The sequence below is a fragment of the Shimia abyssi genome, from assembly GCF_003014475.1.
Lineage (GTDB): Bacteria > Pseudomonadota > Alphaproteobacteria > Rhodobacterales > Rhodobacteraceae > Shimia > Shimia abyssi.
The window spans coordinates 1-24,544 of record NZ_PYGJ01000016.1 but is presented as its reverse complement, the minus strand read 5'-3'; the positions used below and the strand labels follow the sequence as shown (position 1 = coordinate 24,544).

Genomic DNA, 24,544 nt, shown 5'->3' with positions numbered 1-24,544 from the left:
CGAGCTTCAGTCTACCAGAACATCGATAGACCTTTCATAGACAATATAAACAGAGGCTCCTGATGGCTGAATCGGAAAAAAACACAATTACAATTGAAGGTACAGAATACGCTGTGGAGGATCTTTCGGAAAATGCCCGTAAGATCATTGTGAATATCCAGTTTGCAGATCAAGAAATCGGTCGTCAGCGGTTGATGCTCGCGTCGATACAGACGGCGCGACAAGCATACGCCCAAGCTCTCAAGCGTGAGCTGGGGGGTGAAAACGGTGAGACTGAAGTTGTCACCGACCCTGCGAAGAACTGATTATTTTCATTAGTCTTGATGTGATCTGACACCGCCCCTTCCCAACAAGCAGGGAAGGGGCGGCACATCTCTTGAAGGAGGTGATGGGCAATCCTCAGTAAAAATGGTGAAATTACTGGTACTTGCAAGAAATCTACTAGGTCACGTTCCGCAAGAAGCGAAGTGTCCCTAGTTTCCTAGATAATTGCCTCGTTCATTTTCTGCTGTCTGATTTTGAAGTCAACAGGCGAGGGCATGCCGTTATTCGATTGTTTGCGCTTCGGGTTATATAATAATTCGAATACCTCCTGACAGACCGTGTTGGAAAATTGGCCAACTGAACCCAGCCGCCAAACGCCGGCGCATATTATACATCGGTTCCTGAAAGTGAGACTATCGGTGGGACTGATGCCGACAAATCTGGCGCGCCGTGCTTGTGATGTTTGAGCAAGTATTTTTTGCTATCGATATCTCCTGCTCGTTTGTTCAGAAGAGGCATGAGGCAGTCAATCAGCCTGTCGGTGTTTTTGTCGAGTGAATGTTTCCCTGAATGGATGAGCTTCTTGGTCCGGCTGGTACACGCATCGTAATAGGACACGTCATCGTAGAGTCTCTCGATGGTAGAAATGATTTTTTCTAGATCGTCCAATTTCGGAATTTTCTTATGAGGTTTTTGGTGAAACTTTGAAGGTAATTCAAGGAAGATGCCGGCATCTCCCAAAATTTCAGGCGTGCCACCAAGTGTTGTCGCAATCACCGGAAGCTCGTTCAGCGCAGCCTCACAAAGAACCCTTGCACCGCTTTCCCACCATAGGCTCGGTGCGAGCAAAACCTTGGCCCTGCCATAAACCGGACGCATATCTTGGGTGTTAGGTGTGACAACAACGTTTTGTGGTGGTTTATTTGACTTGCCCAGATGTTGTGCGGCTGCTTGCACCGCTTCATTCCAATCCCCTCGCGCATTTACCACTTCAAATGTGATGTCGGGGCGGCGGTCAGCCATAATTAGGGCGAGAGCGGCGACGATGTATGCACCCTTTTCAGGTTTTGGTGTCACAAATAACACGCGCTCGGGTGTTCGATCAGTCGCCACAACCCGCTTGGGATCAATAAATGTACCAACCGGGTGCAATGTGAGATCGGATCGGGTTTTGTAGAGTTGTGCGGTGGCCTCACTATCTGTGAGAATCAAATCTGTATCATGACACCAACGGATCCCATGATAATTACCATTCACGACATAGGCGGCACTGGGAATTCCTCGCATCCTGGCTTCCTGAGGGATCAGCAAATCCGCAGGAAAACCGCCATAGTACATGACTAGGTCTGGTTTCAGATATGTCAGCGACTCCTGATATAGTGAATGCCAGTACGCATCTTCTCTGGACATCATCAGACCTTGCTTTTGATGGTGGGTGAGGACTAGCGCATGTGTGATCCTGCCATCCCTATGGACAAAGCTTCTCTGTCTTCGCCGGCGCGCATCCATGATTTGGGGTTGGAATCTCAGAGCACCAGAGGGGTTGTCGAAATTGGTGGCCCCCAAAATATCTACCTGCATACCGCGACTGTTCAGTTGATGGAGCATTTGAAGGGCGGAAAGCGAGGCACCACTTGATGTATCCAGAAGACAGTGCCGGTTTGCCCACAGGATACGGAACGGGCGTTCAGCGGATGCTGGATCTGTAGAGGGTATATCAGTTTTGCTCATAGCGTTGCCTGCTTTTTAGTGAAACGATAGATGTTGCCTTTACCACTCAAGCCCAAAACTAGAGAGGCTTTGGGTTAGCCAAAATGGAATGTGCAGGCGAAGGCGTCTTCTAAACTAGATTGCCTGGTTTGTGCTGTACAGTTTGCCCGTTTTTTGCTGCGGAAAATTAGAGGCGCTACCTTGCGCATGTCCCTGTCGTCGATCGTCGCGCTCTTCTTACAGTTCATCTTTTATGGGTTTTTGATTCGCGGCTTCGGCTTACGCGAACTATTCAGATTGATGCCAAATGATAAACGAAGCGACCATTCTTGGGAGAGCTTTTCCAAAATGGCAACATTGTGGCGATGTTTGGGCAAAATTTTGTGAAGCTTGGGCTACCGTGTTACGCTTTCATGCTGCAGTGCAATTAGGATAGTCCCTTGGAAATTCTTCTCTTTCTCTCGCTGGGAGCGGCCGCTCTAATTTTCGGAACTACCTCGTCAGATTCCGATTCGGATGATGACGCTGTGGAGGATGAAAACTACATCCGCGGGACGGACGAGGATGACTACATTGAGGCAGGATCAGGTATCGATTCTGTCTTTGGCTTGGAGGGCAATGATACGGTCACCGGCCATGACGATGGTATCGTAATCAACCTTAATGAGGGCAATGACGAGGGCTTGGGCGGCGTGGGTTCCGACAGCCTCTTTGGCGGAGAGGGAAACGATGCTCTTGATGGGAATGCCGGAAATGATGTTCTCGTGGGAGAGGAGGGCGATGATTTTCTCGAAGGCGGAGAGGGCGATGATCTTCTGTTTGGAGGAGATGGAAATGACAACCTTTCGGGCGGCATAGGCTTTGATTCACTGAGTGGGGGCGCCGGGGTAGACACCCTTTCTGGGGGTGAGGGAGAAGACAAACTCTTTGGCGGAGATGACGACGATTCCCTTGTTGGTGGATCTCAGAATGATGAGATCGTAGCTGGTGAGGGGGACGATACGGCTGATGGTGGTGAAGGTGACGATCTTCTCTTTGGGGGAGTTGGCGACGACAGCCTGTTGGGTGATGTAGGTTCTGACTCCTTGGGTGGGGGTGTCGGATCCGACACCCTTCTTGGTGGCGATGGGGAAGACAGACTCTTTGGAGGCGAGGGCGGCGATTTCATTGTTGGTGGATCTCAGAATGATGAGATCGTAGCTGGTGAGGGGGACGATACGGCTGATGGTGGTGAAGGTGACGATCTTCTCTTTGGAGGAGATGGCGACGACAGCCTGTCGGGTGGTGTAGGTTTTGATACATTGGTAGGAAGCGCCGGATCCGATACTCTTCTCGGTGGTGATGGAGAAGATAAACTTTTTGGGTACTATGATGGCAGCGCCGATGCTCAATATGAGCCTGAGGACATTCTGGACCCAGACGTAATCGACGGTGGTGCTGGTGATGACGAGCTTCAGTTGGGTAGTGGCGATAGTGGCTATGGTGGAGAGGGGACCGACCTCTTTTACACGGGCACTTGGGTTGATCCTGAGAATGCGCCCGTGCTTCACGACTTTGCGCCAGATGAAATGCTGTTTGTTGTTGTGCCTGAGAGCGTAGAAGTTCTTCCGACTATTACTCTGGAAACAGATCCAACAACCGGTGACACACACGTTCTTGCTGACTCACAAATTGTGGCAGTCGTAAGAGACGCCATTTTGCTGGATCAGATAGGTGTTTACAGGGACGGTTCAGATGCTCCCATTTTTGAGAATGTTATTCAGGGCACGGAGGGGGATGACTTCATTGAGGCGGGACTAGGTGTTGATTCTGTTTTCAGCTTGGAAGGGGACGATACAGTCATCGGTCATGACGATGGTATCGTGATCAGCCTTAGTGAGGGAAATGACGAAGGCTTGGGCGGCGCGAGTTCCGACAGTCTCTTTGGCGGACCTGGAGAAGATGACCTTCAAGGGAACGCTGGCAATGATGTCCTCACGGGAGGGGAGGACGATGACGTTCTCAACGGCGGAGTTGGTGATGATCAGCTGTTTGGTGGCGCAGGCAACGACTCTCTTATTGGTGGGAGCCAACAAGATGACATTGTAGGTGGTGCAGGTGATGATACTGCTGAGGGCGGCGATGGTGATGATCTCCTTGCCGGAGGAGATGGAAATGACAGCCTGTCGGGTGGTCCGGGCTTTGATGTGCTGGTCGGGCGCGCTGGTGAAGACACTCTCAGCGGTGGAGATGAAGCGGACGTGCTGTGGGGATATTACGACGGTGATGATAACTTCCGGTACGAGTCAGAAGACATTCTGGATCCGGATGTGATTGAGGGTGGTGCTGGCAATGACGAACTGGAATTGGGCAGTGGCGATAATGCCTATGGCGGCGAAGGGACTGATACCTTTATTACAGGCACTTGGGCTGACCCTGAAAACGCACCGGTGATCCATGATTTTTCCACTGATGAAACATTGCTTGTTATTGTATCTCAAAGCGCAGTGGAACTTCCGATCATTACTCTGGAAACAGATCCAACGACGGGCGACACGCATATTCTGGCCGACTCGCAGGCTGTTGCAGTCGTAAAAGACGCCATTTTGCGGGATCAGATAGGTGTCTTAAGGAACGATAGGTTTGCGTGATCAAAAGAAAACAGTTGCAGCAGTTTTATATGTGATAATCATAGGCTGCCCAATCTCAGTAGGAACGAAAGTGCCATGAATTTTGCACGAATCTTAGCAATCATGTTCGCTCTTTTTGCGCTGGCTGTGCCTGCATTCGCATGGGAGCCACCTGGAGAGACACGAACGGCGCCTGAACCTCCCGCGGAACCAACACCACCTAGTAACGACAACTTCGAGGCGACAGGAACACCGACGCCTACAAGCACGACTGGCTTTAGCTCTCCAACGGCACCTGCACCTCCTGGGGGGCCAACACCGCCGTCCGACACCCCTGAAGAGGATGAGGAGGATGAAATCCCCCTGTTTGCGAAGAAAAAGGTCTGTGAGGGTGTTTCGGTGGAATGTGTTATCGATGGTGACAGATTACTCGTCAAGTTTTCGGAGCCACAAGATGAAGAGATGGTTCAGGCGGGTCTAAACTTTTGTAGGTCTGCGAAACCAGCACCGGCATCGCTGTGTTGTTATGGGGCAGAAGAAAGTAACTACAAGATTAAGGTCAGTGAGGGTCTGTCCGATCATTCCCATTACAGGGCAAAGCGTTTTTGCATGTGTGCCTGGGGTTTGGATTGATCAATGGCAGATCAATTGGCTCAAAAGTCATTGGGTCAGGTGAATTTTTACTGCGTTAAGTAGTGCCGTTTTGTTCTCAACCAGCCACAAGCGGTTTGGGGGGACTAGATCTCGAATTGCGGGCACCAAAGGGTGAGCTCTATCGATTACGAGCTTATTCTTGAGAAACGGAAGGATGGACTGGATGAGGGTTTCCAATAGTGAACAATCTTCTGTCCAATCTCCGATTGCAAGAACGTCATAGAAGGGCAAGGGGAATCCTTGCTTGAGGTGCTCGGATCCATCTGTGACAAGCATTACGCTCTCAGCAGACGGATTCATGAGAACGGCGTTTATAGCGCGAATATCGTCCGTTTTCTGCCTCTGTAGAGAATGGCTTCCGACGAACGCACGTCCCCGGATAGCTAGGCCGGTTTGAGTTCCGGCGAACAAACTTAAAAAATCGAACGTTTCATTTTCAGCTTGAGGTAGGGAACTCACAAACACCACGGTAGGGATATGGCCTTGATCTGGGACATATAAGTTTAGAAGCTTCTGTCCGTTTTCAAAATGGATAGCACTCAGTTGGGGCTTTGAGTTGATTTCCAAGATTGCGGTCTCTGTTTCATACCAGGGCCGCTCTAGATCATCAGAGATCAGGTCAATACCGCCAAGGTCGAGCCGCAATATGGCACAGGCGCGTTCCAGCATATCAAGTGTTTCTGGATGCACGGGAGCGTTGAATTCTATCAACCGCCCGCCGCTAGAAACGTTGGCAGATTGCTTGAGAAACACTTCTGTGTCTGGGCTCGGAATAGAGGTGGAGATAAATCCCTGAGCTTGCAAAAGTTCTTCGGCCTCCTGGTCCAACTCTATTGGTTTGACTTGTGCAAATTCAGCCTGAAGCACCTTGCGTGCTTTATTTTCCGCACAGATTAATTGTTCAATTGTTGACCTGCCATCTCCAAAAACACTGGCAGGCACCTTTTTGATGATGGAGGAGACCTTTCCGGCGTAGATATTCACCCTGAAAGTAGTTCCGGAAAGATATTTCTCCACGAGGACGCGTCTGGAGTGCTTTCTAGCCTTGCCATAGGCTCCTAGCACTTCCTGCGCGGAATTCAGATTCCCGGTGATGCCAATGCCGCGTTCGGTATCAGCGGGTTTCACGATCACCGGGTACCCAAGCGTTTCCGCGATTTTCACAGCGTGTTTTGAATTGGTCGGAAGGAACCCAGCAGGAACCGGAATGCCGGCACTGCTGAGAACTGCCTTTGTCAAATCTTTATCACCACACAATTGAGTCGCAATCGTGGGCGTTGCATCTGAAAATGTACTTTGAAACAAGCGGCTGTTTTTCCCCCAGCCATACTGAAAAATGTTATGGGGTAATTTCAAAACTGGGATTTCCAGAGCAGCTGCTGCGCGGAGCATACGGGCATTGTTGGCTCCCGGAGGCGCACTTTTTTTTGCTATTGCCATAAAGAGATCTAGCATCCGTTTCTGTTCGGATGTTAGCTCAACCTTTTGTGGGTTTTGAGTAAGCTCGGAGAGCAGCAAGATTACCCAACTCAACGCTATTTTTGCGACCTGAGGATCTTGAGAGGGTAAATCCAACCGGAAGACTAATTTGTTCTCCGGGTTACTACCAGAGGTGAGCGGGTCGGAAACACGCTGGATATGCGCTGCATCCGTGATCGGAATGCCCGCAGCATCCTGGAGCTGAGCAACTGCAGTGCAAATGCTTTGTGCCAATTCCTCTTCTGGAGAATTGCACTTTGTTTCTGACTGCCATCCTGGGCGGTTCATGGGCGCGATGGCCATCAGCAGAATGTTCTGGAGGCTTCCGGACAATCGCTGAGGATCTTCAGGAGACGGTGCAAATGTCAAATTGGCACTGTAAGCGGGCTGCCGCAAACCACGTACATATCCAGTATATATCTTGGCTTGTGATTGAAAGATCTTCATGGACTCATTCTCTGTTTATTGAAGATCGCGGAATTTAGCTGTCAATTCAAACCGTACACCTCTTGAGGGGCTTTGTATGTCAGCTTCATAAATTCAACGGATCTTTCAGAAAGGCAGGGACCTTGCGCGACTTTTCTGTGAAGTCCAGATACATCTCTGCGGTATCCAGTGCTTCTCTGATTGTCACGTCCATATCGATATACCGGTAGGTTCCCAGCCGACCAACAAATGTCACGTTGTTTTCTTGATGGGCGCGATTGGCGTATCGGCTCAGCAGGGCCTTCTCCTCCACCAACCGTATCGGGTAATAAGGGATGTCATCAGGTGTGCAAGCACGAGAATACTCGCGGTAGAGAACTGAGACGTCGTGCTGTTCCCAAGGCGCGAAGTGTTTGTGTTCGGTGATGCGTGTATGTGGTACATCTGCAGATCCGAAATTCATCACGGCACAGCCTTGAAAATCACCTTCATAAACGAAGCGCTCAAAATCAAGAGTCCTGTAACCGAGATGGCCAATATCGAAATTGAAGTATCCGTCGAGCGGTCCTGAATAGAACACATGTTTGAAATCTGTACCGTCCGGCTTTTTGAAATGCTCGGTCAGGCGCACCTCAATCTTTGGGTGATCTAAGATCTTTTCTACCAGTGCTGTGTACCCATGCTTTGGCATGCCCTGAAAAGCGTGGAAAAAATAGTTATCGTTATAGTTGAAACGTACAGGCAGGCGCTTCAGGATGCTGGCGGGGAGTTCGTCGGGATTACATCCCCATTGTTTGCGAGTGTACCCCTCAAAGAACGCCGCATAAAGATCAGGGCCAATGAAACTCAGAGCTTGTTCCTCCAGATTTTTAGGTTCCTCGATGTCTGTTCTGGAGATTTTTTTGATAAAGGCTTGCGCTTCATTTGGGCGGAGTGCTTTGTTGTAGAATTGATTGATTGTATGCAAATTAATGGGAAGAGAATAAACGCCGTCTCCCCAAGTCGTCTTAACCCGGTGCGTATAGGCTTGAAACGTCTCGAATTGGTTCACGTAATCCCAGACTTCGCGGTCATTTGTATGGAAAATATGAGGTCCGTAAACATGCACCAAAACTCCAGCTTCATCATCTCGAACCGTATGACAATTGCCAGCAACATGGGAACGGCTGTCGACAATGACGACATCGTATCCAGCCTCTGCAAGGGTTCGCCCGATGACTGCACCGGAAAGGCCAGCGCCGACAATTAGCAAAGTTCCATTCATTTTTGGCCTCATTTTAGGTTGATCTGACACGCTAAGGTTTGGTGTCGTCAATTTCTGGACCGAGCCACTGTGCGTGCCCTAACTGTTCCATATAACGCGTGACGAGCTTACGATACTGAAAGCGATCGATCACGGTGTTGCTCCCTTGCTTTGCGAGGGGACTGCGCATCTCTTTTGAGAGCGGAACATCCAAAAAATCGCAAAGTTTTTCTCGAAACCCGGGCCGGAACATCTCCTTGTATTCAATCTTTAGTTTTTGGTGCGGTAATGTCGCCAACCAATGTGAGAACAGGAAATCGGTTGTTTCGGCTTCATGCCAATGTTGACTGATCCGGCGGGGGCCTGCATCCAGCTTGTTTTGTTTGAGTGGAGCATGCTTTTGCGCCCAAACCTTTGATTTTAAGGCGGTAATCCATGAAGCGCTCTGCGCCAACCGGTTTTCACGGTAGATATAGATGAGCCGAAGGTTATCGTTCTTGGACAACTCTTGAAGATAAGAGGTGTTGTGCCCGATCATAAACTTGAAACCTACGGCACTGACGTTTGGCTTCGCTTCTTTCCGGAAAAATGCATTGGCAAACCGAGTCGGTGCAATGTCGCGCTCCATGACCTCTTCGAGATCATTTTTGACATCCCGTTCCACGCCAATAATTCGGTATGGGTTGAACAATTCTCCAGCGCATCGAATTTCGGAATGCGAGTTCAAGAGTGTCGTCAGATATGTGGAGCCGCTTCGAGGAAGCCCCAAAATCAAGAAATGTGTTGGCATGGTGTCTCATCTAAGGAAGTTTTCCTGCATCTACATCGCTCTATCACAAATCCAATCCACGTCCATCAACAACCAAGGTAGCTAAACACTCTAACTACGCCACTTCGACCAGTAATATATCTTGAGCAGTGGTGATTTTAGCGTCGGAACTTTCTCTGCGAGCCTTTTTCCTGTCGTGATCACTGCCCTTTGTAGATTTGAACCCCACCGGGTATCCGGCTTTGTGGCCCTGTGCAGGACTTCAACAAAGAAAGGTGTCCGGCTTAGAGCTTGCCAATAATGTTCTGCATCACCGACGGGTTTTGATTGCCAAGGCTTGTTATCTCGATCTGCAAAATGAATGATCCATGGATCTTTTCGAGCCTGCATGGCACGGCTATGTAAGTTTTTAGGCACCCTGCCGTACGACGCTTGTGGCGCATTAAAGACATTCCAGCGTGGGTCTAAGGAGTAGTAATTGTTACTAAAATGCGCATTTAGAATGTCCTGATCCCGGAAAAGATAACGGTTTTGCTTTGCCAATCCCATCAAGATTTTGCCTGTCCGCTCGATTTCGCTACTTTCTTCAAAATTGAAAAGTAGGACACCAGCATTGAAGTACCGTGCTATCTGCTCCTCATTGAGCCCCAAAACATCGCGCTGATAAACACCCAGATCGGGGACCGCCGGATCAATTGTTTCGGTTAGGCCAGTGAGGGTACGGGTCATTATCCAGTCGGGTACGGCGGCGATCTTTGCACCGCTTATATCGGTGTCGTATAGACTGCAAATATCTTTAAGTACAATGAGATCGGTGTCGAGATACAAAATCCTCCTCAAACCAGGAAAAAGCGCGAACAGCAACAGCTTGTTATAGGTAGTGTTCGAAGCGTGGCGACTTATTGAACGATAGCTGCCTTTGAAAATACGACCGGTGTTGATTGGGACAAATTTTGTCGCTAGCCGACGTTCGACCATGGAACGGAGAACATTAAGTTCAGATGAATTAATACTCGAGTGCAGGAAGAAAAAGTTAATCGGGCGAGCTGGATCTGCGTGATCGAGAACGGATCGCATCATCGCAGCCGCGTGCGGTAGGTAGGCCCTATCAGCCGTGCAAACTATATTCACATCCTCAGATGCCAGTTGATCGCGCCTGTCGATATAAGGGACAACAAGAGTATCGCCAATATTCAGAATGGAGACCTCTTTGAGCCGCAATGATGGGTTGTTTTGCTGCTCGTGAAAAATAAAAACTGTTAAGAGGCGTTCTGCGACATGTCCTAGATAACGAGCCTGATTGATGTTGTAGTTATTCCGAGGAAGTTGTGCGGCCTCCAGCTTAAACAAGATGTCAAACAGCCAAGTGCAATACCGATCAAAAAAAGACCGATGCATAAGCGAAAGATTTCCAATCCTCAGGTCAGGACTCTTCCCAACCAATTGAAAACTTATAGAGTATTCAGAGTGGTCTTTTTTGATAATATCTGAAAGGGTGCGCCATTCCCTGTCCGAGTGCCTCGCAAGAAAGTTCTGCTCAACGGTACGCCCCATCCTGTGCAGCCGTGGCACAACAATATCCCAATCAGATCCATTCGCTTTGAGCCAGTTTTCGGTATGTTCTATCCAGTCGGCAACAAAAAACTCGTTTGGGCGTCTTTCAACATCGCCTTTTTGAGGTTGCTCTGTCAGGTCAAGTAAACGCCGGTAATGGAGCAGTCCCAAAAAATCACTAGTTTCGTCATTCTTCCAAGCCCAATACAGGGCGGTCAACTCATTAAAGGCCTCATTGCGCGATGAAATGTTTGTGCCGGTATCGTCACCGATCATGTTTGGTAAGGGAGTATCTGAGCAAGCACGCCCAACTTGGATCGGATGAACACTCGGCCCTTCGACTCTCGGTGCAGACTTGTGATACGCGATGTAAAGTGCAGTTTTCATTTCAGGCAAGTATCAAACAAAGCGTACTGAAGGTTTGATTGCCTGATACCAAGCAGAATTGCTGTGCCAGTGCGATAATTTTCTTGGTTCAGGTGTATTCACTTACTACTTTCCAATCTGGAGAATGTGCAAACATCAAGGTTCACTGAAAAGGCGGTTCCTTGGACCGGTAGTGGTAATCTACGCTATTTTCCTTGGGGCGTGGCCGAATAATAATCAAGCGTCGATCGGAGCCCTTCGTTAAGTGGCGTAAAGTCTCCATCCAAAAGTCGACGGGCATCGTTCGGGTTGACGACTACCTCTCTTGGTTCGGTCTTAAGAAGGTCGGGCGCGGGAACCTTGTTATAATAAAGTGTAGAACTGGATACCTGTTCAATGCCCGAAACGATATCCATTAGTGATACGGATTTGCCTGATCCAATGGTGTTCACCTTCTCAAAGCATTGCTTTCTCGCGACTTGATAAGCGTGAAGGGCAATCGCGCGGGCCACATCTCCAGCATACACAAAATCGCGGCGCTGCAGTCCGTCACCATTGATAACCACTTCATCACCGCTCAGGCATGCGCGCATGAAAGCATGAATGGCACTTTTTTTATTGTCTGAGAATTTTCCGTAAACATTGGTCATCCGGACTATCGAGAAGGAGCCGCCGCGCATACGAACAAGCTTCTCCAGAACCATCTCTTCGGCTGCTTTTGTAGCGCCATAAAAGTTCTTAGGACTGTAGTTTAGCGTGTTTTGGATTTCTGTCGCTCCGTCGAACAACGCACCGGCAGTTGAGATCAATATGAAATGGTCTCCGGGTTGCACTGCTTTCAAAACAAATTGAGAGGGCTGCGTGATGTTGGCATCCACAAAGTCCATTGGTCGATCAAGGGACTCTGCAACTCTTGTTTCGCCGGCCAAGAATATGTGGACGCGAGGCGTGTCAGAATCTGATTGCCAGTGTTCCAGAAACTCCAAAGCATCTGGTGTTTCAAAACCTCGATAGCAGGCGGGAACTGGAACTGCCTCATGTCTAGGCGCAGAATTCGATAAATTGTCTATTACAACTGGCTGCAGCTCAGAAAATGACTTGTCTGAAGCGACGACATTTAGAATGTTTCGGCCAATGAAGCCGAGGCCGCCAATCAGTACTAGTTGGATCAATGTCACTTCCCTTGGCGAACGCAGCTTTACCTATGAGGTGATATCGATAGTTTTGGCACGTGCAAACCCGAAAACAGCAATGGATTTGCCAAAGAATCCAATCACAGGTTGACGCACCTAATCTTTGCGAAGTTTCAAGGGGTATGGAAATGGGGTCTATTCACTGACATCAAATCTTAGCCGCTAATAACAGGGGTATTTTTCTTTGAATCAAAGTTTTGATCTTTCCGTAATTTTGACCGCACATGACGAAACGCTTGTCAGCGGCCCGACACTGCAAGCGGCTGACGCATCTATTTCTTGTGCGGAAGCAGCCGGGATCAGCGTGGAACGTATCATAGCCTTGGATGCTGCCACGGCAGCGACCAGAGCGTGGTTCTCAAATTCGACTTGCAATCCTTGGAGGCGTGTTGAGCTAAATGAAGGTGACCTCGGGATGGCCCGTAACACCATAATTCCCCAGACTGCTGGCCGCCATATCGCATTTCTTGATGCAGATGATTTGTTTTCAGAAAACTGGCTGCGCGAAGGAATGCGGGCAGCTCAATGCGCTGAGGAAAAAGGAGAGCAGGCAATTGTTCATCCTGAAATTAACTGGCTTTTTGACGGCACTTCGTCTGTCGTTGCCAACCTTGATCAGAATGATCCGCTGTTTACCCCCTATTACTTTTACACCATGAACCCCTACGACAGCCTGTGTATTAGCCCACGCGTTGCGCACGAAAACGTGCCATATTCCAAAAGAGATATCCCGAAGGGTCTATCATTCCAGGACTGGCAATTTGCTATCGAAACGATGGCCAGTGGATGGGATCATATCTGCGCGCGGGACACGGTAATTTTCAAGCGCCGGCGCGACGCGTCACTTGTAACCCAAAGCCAAGCGCGCCGTTCCGTCGTTCGCCAGTTGCATCCAATGGCAATTGATCGTGTCGGTGCACTTGCAAAAGCAGCTGGCTTGAAGACCCCAGCACTCAGCCAAAGTCCAAACGCTCGCGAAGAGCAGGTTTCGCGAAATTCCGTACCACATTATGGGGCCACATTTGATGACCACATCGCCCGGGCCAAAATGAGTGTGAGACGCGTTGGTTTTCGAGATCGAGCAAAATATTCAATCATTAAGGAGCACTTTGACTACGGGTTCTATCTTGCCAAATACCAGGATATTGCCGCTTTAGAGAAGTTTGACCCGGTTGCTCATTATATCCGCGCAGGTTGGAAGGAGGGCCGTGATCCAGCCCCATGGTTTTCAACACGCGGCTATTTGGCAAGGTATGAAGAGGTTTCAGACAGTGGCATCAACCCATTCTTTCATTATCTGAAGAAAGGCCGACGCGCCGGTTTTATCCCGCAGCCAGTACGCGAATTTAACACGCTTGCAGAATGTTTGGGTACAACGGAAGCGGACGCCTTTGCTCTTTGGGATGCTAAATATAAGGACCTCAGGCATCGTTTGGAAAAAGGCATTCTTGGTCGGCAGGTTCGGTTGGCAGGTCAGCACGAACCTTTGATTGAGCTGGGTTGGATACAATCGTTCCAGATCAAAATCCCGCCGTTTCATTCTAATGAGGTTGCATTTAGAACTGCAGCTATATGGCGACTAAACTGCGCAGCCAATCATCGCAGAGCGCGTTATGTCATTTGTACTAATCGCGCACGTTTTGGCTCAGCGCCCCGCGCCGAGGGAAATATAGCACGTGCTCTTTCAGAACGTTTTGGCTCGGAAAATGTTTTGGTTGTTACGACCGACAAAAAGGGGAGCATGCCTCTAGGCAAGTTGCCATCTGGCGTGCGTGTCGTAGATTTTGCCAAACTAACACCCAATCTAAAATATGCGACACGGCTGAGAGTTCTAGTCGAGTACTTGCGTGCCTTGCAGCCTGAGGCGGTTTTTAACGTAAACTCCCGAGCTTTATGGGACGCCATGCCTTACTACGGGGATGCCTTAGTCGATTCTGCCAAGCTGTATGCTTGTTTTTTCTGTAATGAACAAACGCAAACCGGTCATTGGACCGGCTACCCACTCAAAAGATTATACCGGAGTTTCGAACAACTCACTGGAGCGATCACCGATAGTCAGGCCTTGGCAGAAGACTTACAACGCCGATATCGGATTGCGCCCAACGACAAGAAACGCTTACGCGTGCTTCCCAACCCAGTTGATCCATCTATTCCGGTCACCTCATACCCCCCCAGAAATGCCCGCCACCGACCTACAGTTTTTTGGGCTGGCCGATTTGATCCACAGAAACGGGTCGATTTGGTATTTGCGCTTGCTCGAGCACTTCCGGATCTGGATTTTCGGCTGTGGGGAAAGCCCGTGATTTCGGCTCCAGCCACAATTCCGCCCTTACCAAATAATCTTTCACTTGAAGGAGCTTATGAAAGATTTCACGAACTACCCCTAAAGTCTGCAGACATATGGCTATACACGTCTGCTTGGGATGGTGTGCCTTCCCAACTTCTTGAAGTTGCAATGACCGGAATACCAATCGTCGGCTCAGACGTTGGCGGCACGACAGAAGTACTGCGTAAAGGGTTGGCCAAATCCCTTTCAGAAACCAATACTATTCAAGATTGGGTCGACGCAATCCGCGAAATTCTCGTGGATCTAGATACTGCAAGAAAACGGGCCGTACAGTTGCGTGACAAACTGGTGATGGAACGTTCAAAGAATGCCCACGCTAAAGTTCTTTTTGAGCTTCTTGACCTGCCGGGGAGGTGATGGGGTTCGTAGTTGCGCTGGAGCTTTGAAGTTCGTAGTAAGTGAGTATCGCAGGTAGTGCTAAAAATCATTAAAAGTTCGATGAGGATTGGGTCTTGAAAATTATTGTTCTTGGTGGCGATGGGTTTTGTGGCTGGCCGACATCCCTTCACCTCTCAAAACAAGGTCATGGGATCATAATTGTTGATAATTTTTCTAGACGAAAAATCGACCGTGAGCTTGGAGCTGAATCGCTCACGCCAATTCGATCACTTGCAGAGCGGGTCGAAACTTGGAAGGAGCTGACCGGTGAAGCCATTAGGATCGAGTCATTTACTATAGGCCGGGACTATGAAGCCTTGTTAGCGCTTCTGAACGAAGTTAAGCCTGATGCTATCATCCATTTCGCCGAGCAACGGGCCGCCCCGTACTCTATGAAATCAGCACCACACAAGCGCTACACGGTTTCAAACAACCTTAACGCAACCAATGACGTGTTGGCCGCAATAGTTGAGAGTGATTGTGATCCTCATTTGGTGCATTTGGGCACAATGGGTGTTTATGGCTACGGAACTTCGGGAATGAAGATTCCGGAAGGATACTTGAAAGTAAAGGTGGAGACTTCTGAAGGCGAAAAGGAAACAGAGATCCTTTATCCGACAAATCCCGGCTCAATTTACCATATGACAAAGTCGCAGGATCAGATCTTCTTTCACTTTTATAACAAAAATGATGGTGTGAAAATCACGGATTTGCATCAGGGTATTGTCTGGGGAACCCAAACTGCTGAAACTCAATTGGATGAGCGCTTAATCAATCGTTTTGACTATGACGGCGACTACGGAACTGTTTTGAACAGGTTTCTGATGCAGGCTTCGATTGAATATCCGTTAACTGTACACGGGACAGGCGGCCAAACCCGCGCATTTATCCACATAAAAGACACTGTGCGTTGTGTCGAATTAGCCCTGAACAATCCGCCGCAAGTTGGCGAACGCGTAAACATTATCAACCAGATGACTGAAACTCACCGAATTCGGGACGTTGCAAGGGTTATTTCTGACATCACGGGAGCGGAAATATCCTTTCTCGAAAACCCACGCAATGAGGCGGTCGAAAACGACCTGCATGTCGTCAACGACAGGCTTCTGAACTACGGTTTATCGCCCATCACTCTTGAGGCGGGGTTAATGGACGAAGTTATGGAAGTATCAAAAAAATACGCCCACAACTGTGACCGCACTAAGATCCCTTGTGTGTCCAATTGGCGCAACTAACTCCCAAACAAACTGACCATTTTACACCGCGAAACTGGCCCTTTTTGCGCCGGAATTGACACCTCTATCCTGGCATTCAGCGCCGTCAAGCGCCACCTTCACTTTGAACTCCGGCATTGCTGCTTCCGTCTCGACATCTCAGATTTCCTCTTCGTTGAAGATCCGCAGACAATAAAACGTAGCTTACGTCAGTGTCCGATTTTCGGGGGGTAGCTCAGTTTCGTTGGATCTACAGAGGGGCAGCAATCAGCTTTCGCGAAATGCCTTATTAAAATATTCCATGAAGGGCTGAACAAGATAAGCTATCGGAGTTCGTGGCTTGGTCTGTATGAATGTTTCAACTGGCATTCCGGGAATGATTTCCAGCTCCGCCAGTTTAGCGAGCTCACCGTCCAGGGGAACAATCTCTGCCATGTAGTAGGATTGCCCTGTATTTTCGTCGGTAAAGGCGTCTGGAGAAACCCTCACTATCTGCCCGTCCAGTTCTGGCGTCGTTCTGGAATTGAAGGAAGAAAACCGGAGCCTAACGGGTTGACCCGGAAAAACTTCGTCAACGTTAATAGTTTCTATCCGGGCGGAGATGACCAATGGGCTGTCTAGCGGAACAACATATAAAACGGGTTGTGCCGATTGAATAACGGAGCGGTCTGCAAACACTTGCAGATCGTATATAATTCCGGCGACAGGGGCACGAATTTCAAGGCGGTCGAGCCGTTCAAGAATCGCGTTGCGTCGCTCAATCAGCTCAATTTCCTGATAGCGCAAATCCCGGAGGCGCGAGATCGCTTCTTCCACATTCTGGGTCTCAATTCGAAGAACCTGAATATCTGTTTCGGTGATTCTGCCTTCGCTTTCAGCACGCGATGCAATCAATTCCCCGATCCGGCCTTTTAATCCAGCTTCTTCGCGCCGAAGAGCTAGAACTCGAGAGGCTTGAGCCAACCCTTTGTCCAAAAGGACTTGCTGATCTGCAAGTTCCTCCTTAATCAACTGAAGCTGCAAGACCAGAGCTTCCATTTGGGCGTCTAAGCCTTCGATCTGATTGCCTATTTGCTGTTGGCGTTTTCGCAGTTGGGAAACTTCCTGCTCAATTGATATTTTGCGTGTATTGAACAGTGCGACTTGCCCGTTAACGACTTCACTTACCGTTTCTGATTGTGCCGCGGCCTTAAGAAGGCGATCTTCAAATTTGATAGTTTCGCTCTTGTCGCGTTCTGCACCTAAGCGGGCACGACGCGCCATGAGCTCGTAAAGCTGTCCTTCTACGATTATAAGTTCCGAGTTTAGGAGCGCACCATCCAGTAGGACAAGTGTAGCGCCGGCTTCTACCTTGTCCCCTTCATCCACGAGAATGTCGGAAACAACCCCTCCATCTGGATGCTGAACAACCTGCCGCTTTTGATCGACTTCGAGCCTCCCCGAAGTGACTACGGCCCCAGCTAGCTGGCTGGTAAATGCCCAATACCCAAAACCACCAACAAGCAACACGAGGGCGATCCCCCCGACAAAAACCGGCATGCGCACGGACCATTTTTGATGCTCTTCGCTCATTTATTTTCTGCCTGTTTTTGTTTGCTGACTTCACTTTTTGTGAATGCCTGATCCGTGTCATCTACTTTGAGGTTGGAACGCGTTTTTTCCTTCTGAGTGAGAGTGTCAGAATTGGTAGTCACCTTGTCTTCTTCAACTGCGTTACTATCGGCCGAGCCAGAGTCGGCTGCAGAACGTGACCCCGCCTTAGTTTCATCTGCGGCGCGCTTTGCGCTACCTGGTACGGCCGCACGTCTAGGCAGAGGTGTGACTTTGGAGTCCGGTATGTTTTTTTGCACAATGTCGGCGTTACGCAAGGTTTGGCTCAACACTTCGTCTCGGGGCCCAAAGGCCTTTCGCATACCATCTTCCAAAACCAAAAGCGTGTCACATTCCTGAATAGCTGCGGGTCTGTGCGCCATAATGATGACAGCATTTCCATCGGCTTTGAATTGGCGAATAGCTGCATTGAGAGCCTTTGAGCCGTCTGCGTCTAAGTTCGAATTGGGTTCGTCAAGTACCAGAATGACTGGATCTTCATACATTGCCCGCGCCAAGCCAATACGCTGAATTTGACCTCCCGACAAACGGCTTGCAGCAGCTGAAACACGGGTATCATATCCGTCTGGCAGCTTCACAATCATTTCGTGTACAGCTGCGCGTTTCGCTGCTTCAACCACCTTTTCTGAATCCGGTTCAGAGTTCAGGCGGGCGATATTTTCTGCGATTGTGCCATCAAATAAAGTTACTGCTTGCGGAAGATAACCGATGTAACGCCCCAAGGTGTCCTGATTGTACTGTCCTATACCGGCGCTATCGAAGCGAAGTGCTCCTGTTACCGGTCTCCAGATGCCGGTTATGGCTTGCGCAAGGGAAGATTTACCTGATCCGCTGGGACCAATGACACCCATCGCCTGACCCGGCTGCAAGTCGAATGACACAAGACGTAGAGACGCCTTGCGTTCGCCGGGCGGCACAATGGTGATCTCGATCGCTTCGAGCGATGCTTTGGGTTTGGGCAGATCCGTCAGTTGCACTTCCGGCGGTACCGTAGATAATAATTCACCAAGCCGTTTCCAGCCTTTCCAAGCCATTTGCACCAACGGCCACTGACCGATGGCTTGTTCAACGGGAGCCAGTGCACGGCCCAGGAGAATAGATCCGGCAATCATTGATCCTGCGGACATCTCACCCTGTAGAACCACCCAGGCCCCCACACCAAGCATCGCGGACTGCAGAAAAAGGCGCAGCGTCTTGGTAGAAGAACTGAAGAAGCCCGTCTTATCTGATGAAGAAATCCCAGAGGCGAGGGATACACCACGTGCTTGCAGCCATCGCTTGAATGCCGCGTCCTTCATGCCCAAGCTATACACAATAGCGGCATCATTTCGATACTGGTGTGCCAAATGCTCAGCCTGAACGGTAGCCGAGTTTGCCTGTGCCACAGCGCGGCTTGTTGTCCACTGGTTGAGGATTGCCAGTGAGATCAGAACAGAGCCGCCAATAACAGCAACAGTTCCCAACAAAGGATGAAAAATGTAGATGGCCATTAAAAAAAGAGGGGTCCAAGGAATATCAAATACAGCTAGCAATACAGGTGAGGCCAACAGTTTTTGTACGGATTCCAAGTCTCTCAAGCCCTGTTGGGCGGCGATTGTTTTATCGGGCTGGCGAGCTGCAATATCTAGGCAAGCACCAAAGACACGCTCGTCCAGCCGCGATTGAAACCGCGCTCCTGCCCTAGCCATCAGGCGCCCACGCGCATAATCCAGCATACCCATCATTGCGAACAGGAAGGCCATGAGAATGAACAGGGAAACAAGAGTCTCTTCGGAACCGCTTCCTAGGACTCGATCATAAATTTGCAGCATGAATATCGGGCCAGTCAACATCAAGGCATTGACGAACATGCTGAACACAAACGTCTTAATAAAGAGCAGACGGTTTGCATTCCACGCTTTGCGAAGCTCTTCCCGACCCCTTTTCAACTGCGGGTTCGACATTTTATTTCCCCTTGCTAGGTTTCTGCCCCAAAGACCGCTTGTTATATTTTGGCCTTCTAAGGCCATGCGACCTTGTCAAAATCTTGAATGCCTTAATACCTAATCTGACTTTGGTTGCGGAACGGTTGCCACACATGGCACTTAACTTAAAGCTCCCAAAAGACAACGTCTTTGGCATCTGAAACCGGAAGCTTTTGTGAGTGTGGGATATCTAAGAGACATCGCCTTAGTCGCTTTGTGTCGTTGAGCCAAATACTTGCGTCGTTAAGCCAAATGCCTTGGCTTGCAATCGGTCCCGCTTATAGCCATCAACCCAGCGTACTGCAATATCTGTACAGGCCTTCTTGTCGCCAGAGGCCACGGCGGTTCGTATCGCACGGATAACTGCCGCGACGTGGATCTCAGGCAGCCCGACATCGACTGCAATCATTATTTTGGGATGTTGCGTGGGCTGAAGAGGTGTGTTTGTGATCAACTCTTCATGTAACTTTTCTCCTGGTCGCAACCCAGCAATTTCGATCTCGATGTCTCCATTTGGGTTGGCGCTATCGCGAACTGTATATCCGTTTGCCTCAATTATCTGCCGAGCAAGATCGTAAATTGGCATCGGTTTACCCATATCCAGCACGAAGATCTCTCCCCCAGATGCGAAGGTTCCAGCATGTAGAACAAGCTGCACAGCTTCCTGAGCCGTCATGAAGTAGCGGGTCGTATCGCGGTGTGTCAGGGTCAGGGGGCCCCCACGAGCAATCTGCTCTTGAAAAAGTGGGATAACCGAACCGCTGGATCCCAAAACATTTCCAAATCTGACGACCGAAAAAACGCATACTGTGCTGCGGCTTGCCTGATCGAGCACAACCATTTCCGCCAAGCGTTTCGAGGCTCCCATAAAATTGGAAGGTCGTACGGCTTTGTCCGTGGAAATAAGGATAAACTTTGCAACACCAGCAGCCATGGCTTCCCGCGCGAGTGAGTGGGTTCCAAGAACATTGTTGGCCATACCCGCAAGAGGGTTTTTTTCCACCAATGGGACATGCTTGTAAGCTGCTGCATGTAGTACGATTTCCACATTGTTCGTCTTCAGAACATTAGCGACAAGTCGGGCATCTGTGACCGAGCCTAGAATCGGAATGAGATCCACGTCCAGATCTCGCGCCAAGGCACTCAACTCCTTTTCAATATTGTACAAAGCAAGCTCATTAAGCTCGAAAAGAACAAGGCGCTTGGGACGAGCCGCCAGAATTTGTCGACTCAACTCACAACCGATGGACCCGCCAGCACCCGAAATAAGAATAACGCGATGTGTATACGCATTTGTCAGATCCGGTGCATTTTGGCTCAGGTGGGTGCGCCCAAGAAAAGCAGCAGGAGAAATATTCTGAAGGCGATTGACTAGAGGCTCCTCGCCAACCAATTGGGAAAAAGAGGGGAGAGTTTGGACTTCAACTCCCAGCGTTTCTATATGTTTCGCGATCTGAAGTTGCTTTGGCATGCTCAGAGAGGGCATGGCTAACAGGACTCTGTGCACTTCATTCTTCTCAATAATGTCGGGCAACTTGAATCCCGGATAGACCGACAGGCCCGCCGCGCGTGTTCCAACGAGTCTGGGATTGTCTTCGACAAAGGCGACAGCTTCGATTGCCTCATGCGTCTTGAGTGCTGAGGCGAGTTGTATACCCGTTGTTCCTGCCCCGTAGATCACAACGCGACACCTTGTATGCGCGCGGCGATAAATGGTGAGCAGGATCTGTAGCATTGCGATCCTGGCTGTTGCGCAAGTCAAGAAGTACACTAGGGCAAACAGAACAAAAAAACTACCTGGGAACGACACGGTGAACACAACACTGAGTCCCGCACCCGCCACCCCCAACAACGTCGCAAACAGCGCCGTTTGCCAAACCCCGTGGATGTCATAGGCGCTAAGGCGAATACGTGAAATTCCCAAAGCCCACGAAAATACGAAGGCCGTGCTACAAAGCGCTACAAGAAGCAGGCTCCATTCCCTCAACACCGTGTAATCGGGAAAGGTATTGCGCTGAACAGCAAGCGCTCCGACAAAAGCGATTGGGAGCAGCAAAAGATCCACAACTATGAGGATCATCTGCTTTTGGTGGCGAGAGAGGTTTTTCAGAAGTGAGGACAAGAGGGGCCGGGAATCCTTCTGCGTGATATCGTACTTATTGTGTGCTCCTTGGGGGAGAACGATGTTGTAGTTTCATTGGAGTTGCCCCCACACTGAAGCCCGAGGCTAAACTTCATGCACCACCACCCATCGCAAAATACCCATGGAGATACAATGTGGTTTCTGAGGTGTTCGCGTTTCCTAGGTGCTCATATTGTTCAACTTTCTGACGTCTGCCTCCGAAGTCAACGGGTAACACATCGCATTCTGTCCCAATGCGATCAAAATAATCTGAAGCACACGGCCACAGAAACATTATCCCAAGCTTCGAGAGGTGGTCGCGAAAATTAGGGCCAGTGTCTGACGTCAGCGCAAGCACGCGCATAATCAAACCAACCAGATGAGCCAAATTCTCCCTTAGATTGGGCCGCCTTTGGTGCCAAAAATCCTGACGACGGACAAAGAGATGGTGAGGTAAATCTGATTGGCGTTCTGGCGCGTGCCCTCGTTGTGAAGAAGCGCAGAAACGTAGGTCGCATAAATTTCCGTGATCTCGGTATTTCCTGTCATTCAATCAGCACCACTGTTTCAAATTTTCGCGCCTTTGGCTTAAGAAAGGTGTTCTCCACGCTCAAACCTGCCTGCGCAGCATAATCTTTCACTACTGCCACAATCTGGTCATGCCGCCTGCCCGACAGGCTTTTGCGCAGCAAACGCCGAGAGGAGTGGATTGGTACAGTTGCAAGGTTTTGGCTTGGCGGCTGTCAACAGTATGGATGCGGACTTCTGCGTTGAGGCCCTGAAAAAGGCCGTATCGAAACACGGCAAGCCTGAGACATTCAACAGCGATCAAGGCGGCCAGTTCGCCAGCGGCGCGTGGATCGACGTGCTGACGGCCGCAAAGATCAAGATCAGCATGGACGGGAAAGGCGCATGGCGTGACAACCGGATGATCGAAAGACTGTGGCGGTCGTTGAAGTACGAATGCGTCTATCTGAACGCCTTTGAGACAGGTTCAGAAATGCGCGCCGGGATCGGCAAGTGGCTGAGCTACTATAACTGCGAACGCCCGCATTCGACGCACGGCATATTGACCCCTGATGAGGCCTATGTCAGCAAAACAGAACCAATGAGATTCGCAGCCTGACCTGCAACCCTGATCCACCTTAACAAGGCTGCGAACTGGTCGAAAATCTAGGACCACCTCTCCGTAAGGCACCTGCCCCGGCCTACCCGTTCAGAGAACGGGTAGCGAAAGTTGGACGGAAGGCATTTTTCTTCGGTGGTTTTGCCGCGTTCTACAGCTTGGTAAAACCACATCGATAAAGTAACACTCCGCTCACGCCATCCTTAAATGTGAATACGTTGGTAAGCTATGAGGACATCCCGACTGCTCTTACTTTAAGACAAGAACACCCCGCCAGCGGCCCACTCTATTGCACTTGGCATCTTTTGGTAATGAAACCGGGTAGCCGAAACGCTATACGGTCTCAAGTTGAGTCCGTTTTCCCAATACCACACAAACATTCAGGCACTGGAATTGACAAACTCTATAAAGCTTGTGGCGGTTGTCGTAACCTACAACCGGCTTGAGCACTTGAAAACGACGCTCGCCAGCCTTGCAACGGAACAATGCAATCAGATTGTTGTTGTTGATAACAACTCGACTGATGGTACGTCATCGTGGCTAAAGGAAACTCAAGACAACAGGCTTGTGCCGCTTTTTCTGGAAAAGAACCTTGGAGGAGCAGGCGGTTTTGAAGCTGGGATGCGTTACGCATTTGAAACGTACCAGCCTGACTGGATGGTGCTGCTTGACGACGACGCGCGTCCTTATCCCGGGGCGTTTGACAGGTTTCGGGAAGTCGTCACCGCAGAAGAGCGCTGGTCGGCCATTGCCGCCGCCGTCTACTATCCAAACGGCGAAATCTGTCCCATGAATCGGCCTTCCCTTAATCCTTTCTGGAGCCTAGCTGCGTTCTGGCGAAGCCTGCTACAGGGACGCGCCGGGTTTCATTTACCAGACCGTGATTTTTCCGCATCAAACCTTCTTCCAATAGATGCGGCGTCCTTTGTTGGTTTTTTTGTATCGAAAGCTACGGTCTTGGAGGTCGGTTTCCCGGATCCGGCTCTTTTCCTGTACGGAGATGACGTTCTGTATTCTTTGAAGGTTCGTAAACACGACCGTAGCATCGGTTTTGCACCTCCAATCCGCTTTGAACATGATTGTGAAACAATGTCACAGATAGACGGTGTCGTTGAACCGCTCTGGAAGGTTTACTTCTACCGGAGAAATCAGATTCTTGCGTACCGTTCCGCAGCGGGGACCTGGTTCTGGCTGGTCCTGCTGATTATCCTGCCCAAATGGTATCTGGTCGGGTTCCGGTATGGTACTATGCGCCGTACATATAATAGAGTTTTGCTTAAAGCGATCAAAGACGCCCTGCGCCGCAATCTCACCCCCTCTCTCAAAGACATACAGCGCGTCTGTGAGGAAGACTGAGCAAGACCCCCTTCATACATGGAGCCGTTTTCATGCCCTCCGGCCCAGTTAAATACTAAACCAATACCGGCTGACGCCGGTAGGTTTCCTTTTGGAATGCAGTTCCAAATACTGAAGTATGACATCGTCGGTGACATTTCCTGAGGTGGTCGAGAAATA

General features: G+C 49.7%; 15 protein-coding genes and 1 pseudogene. 6 read left to right on the top strand and 10 right to left on the bottom strand.

Features of this window, described 5'->3' with window-relative positions; translation table 11 throughout:
• The first annotated feature begins 62 nt into the window (after window positions 1-62).
• Window positions 63-305 (top strand): DUF6447 family protein, encoded by a 243-nt coding sequence (locus CLV88_RS18495; protein WP_106609902.1) that lies wholly within the window; start codon window positions 63-65, stop codon window positions 303-305.
• Window positions 306-651: 346 nt separating this feature from the next.
• On the opposite strand, the gene CLV88_RS18490 is transcribed toward CLV88_RS18495, so the two are convergent.
• Window positions 652-1,995, bottom strand: coding sequence for a glycosyltransferase (locus CLV88_RS18490; RefSeq protein WP_106609901.1), 1,344 nt, complete (start codon window positions 1,993-1,995; stop codon window positions 652-654).
• A 419-nt stretch (window positions 1,996-2,414) separates the two neighbouring features.
• Between CLV88_RS18490 and CLV88_RS18480 the strand changes: the two genes are divergently transcribed.
• A complete protein-coding gene (locus CLV88_RS18480; RefSeq protein WP_106609899.1) occupies window positions 2,415-4,604 on the top strand; it encodes a calcium-binding protein in 2,190 nt (729 codons plus the stop codon).
• A 639-nt stretch (window positions 4,605-5,243) separates the two neighbouring features.
• On the opposite strand, the gene CLV88_RS18470 is transcribed toward CLV88_RS18480, so the two are convergent.
• The 5 genes from CLV88_RS18470 to CLV88_RS18450 form a co-directional block, all read right to left on the bottom strand.
• The gene (locus tag CLV88_RS18470) at window positions 5,244-7,163 is read right to left on the bottom strand and encodes an ATP-binding protein (RefSeq protein WP_106609897.1); all 1,920 of its coding nucleotides are present in this window, start codon (window positions 7,161-7,163) and stop codon (window positions 5,244-5,246) included.
• An 85-nt stretch (window positions 7,164-7,248) separates the two neighbouring features.
• Window positions 7,249-8,406 (bottom strand): UDP-galactopyranose mutase, encoded by a 1,158-nt coding sequence (glf, locus tag CLV88_RS18465; RefSeq protein ID WP_279338361.1) that lies wholly within the window; start codon window positions 8,404-8,406, stop codon window positions 7,249-7,251.
• 31 nt (window positions 8,407-8,437) lie between these two features.
• Window positions 8,438-9,175, bottom strand: coding sequence for a Stf0 family sulfotransferase (locus CLV88_RS18460; protein WP_106609895.1), 738 nt, complete (start codon window positions 9,173-9,175; stop codon window positions 8,438-8,440).
• Window positions 9,176-9,265: 90 nt separating this feature from the next.
• On the bottom strand, window positions 9,266-11,095 hold the full coding sequence (locus CLV88_RS18455; RefSeq protein WP_106609894.1) for a DUF4422 domain-containing protein: 1,830 nt from the start codon (window positions 11,093-11,095) through the stop codon (window positions 9,266-9,268).
• A 185-nt stretch (window positions 11,096-11,280) separates the two neighbouring features.
• Window positions 11,281-12,246 (bottom strand): NAD-dependent epimerase/dehydratase family protein, encoded by a 966-nt coding sequence (locus CLV88_RS18450; RefSeq protein ID WP_165798937.1) that lies wholly within the window; start codon window positions 12,244-12,246, stop codon window positions 11,281-11,283.
• 205 nt (window positions 12,247-12,451) lie between these two features.
• Here CLV88_RS18450 and CLV88_RS18445 point away from each other — a divergent pair, with 205 nt between their 5' ends.
• Together CLV88_RS18445 and CLV88_RS18440 are read left to right on the top strand one after the other, a co-directional pair.
• Window positions 12,452-14,971: a glycosyltransferase gene (locus CLV88_RS18445; RefSeq protein WP_106609892.1), complete on the top strand. Its 2,520-nt coding sequence runs from the start codon at window positions 12,452-12,454 to the stop codon at window positions 14,969-14,971.
• A gap of 95 nt (window positions 14,972-15,066) precedes the next feature.
• The gene (locus CLV88_RS18440) at window positions 15,067-16,227 is read left to right on the top strand and encodes an NAD-dependent epimerase/dehydratase family protein (RefSeq protein WP_106609891.1); all 1,161 of its coding nucleotides are present in this window, start codon (window positions 15,067-15,069) and stop codon (window positions 16,225-16,227) included.
• Window positions 16,228-16,473: 246 nt separating this feature from the next.
• Here the strand turns inward: CLV88_RS18440 and CLV88_RS18435 are convergent, their stop codons facing one another.
• The 4 genes from CLV88_RS18435 to CLV88_RS23060 all read right to left on the bottom strand — a co-directional run bounded on the left by CLV88_RS18435 (window position 16,474) and on the right by CLV88_RS23060 (window position 22,452).
• Window positions 16,474-17,778, bottom strand: a complete 1,305-nt coding sequence (locus tag CLV88_RS18435; RefSeq protein WP_106609890.1) for an HlyD family type I secretion periplasmic adaptor subunit — start codon at window positions 17,776-17,778, stop codon at window positions 16,474-16,476.
• Entirely contained in the window at window positions 17,775-19,760 is a 1,986-nt protein-coding gene (locus CLV88_RS18430; protein WP_106609889.1) for a type I secretion system permease/ATPase, read from the bottom strand. The genes CLV88_RS18435 and CLV88_RS18430 overlap by 4 nt, the downstream gene beginning before the upstream one ends.
• A gap of 226 nt (window positions 19,761-19,986) precedes the next feature.
• On the bottom strand, window positions 19,987-21,903 hold the full coding sequence (locus tag CLV88_RS18425; protein ID WP_106609888.1) for a polysaccharide biosynthesis protein: 1,917 nt from the start codon (window positions 21,901-21,903) through the stop codon (window positions 19,987-19,989).
• 396 nt (window positions 21,904-22,299) lie between these two features.
• Window positions 22,300-22,452, bottom strand: a complete 153-nt coding sequence (locus CLV88_RS23060; protein ID WP_165798936.1) for a hypothetical protein — start codon at window positions 22,450-22,452, stop codon at window positions 22,300-22,302.
• 92 nt (window positions 22,453-22,544) lie between these two features.
• Here CLV88_RS23060 and CLV88_RS18415 point away from each other — a divergent pair.
• Both CLV88_RS18415 and CLV88_RS18410 read left to right on the top strand, forming a co-directional pair.
• Window positions 22,545-22,993: pseudogene (locus tag CLV88_RS18415) on the top strand (transposase); the annotation flags it as partial.
• Between the two features lie 429 nt (window positions 22,994-23,422).
• A complete protein-coding gene (locus tag CLV88_RS18410) occupies window positions 23,423-24,385 on the top strand; it encodes a glycosyltransferase (RefSeq protein ID WP_243403724.1) in 963 nt (320 codons plus the stop codon).
• The last annotated feature ends 159 nt before the right edge of the window (window positions 24,386-24,544 follow it).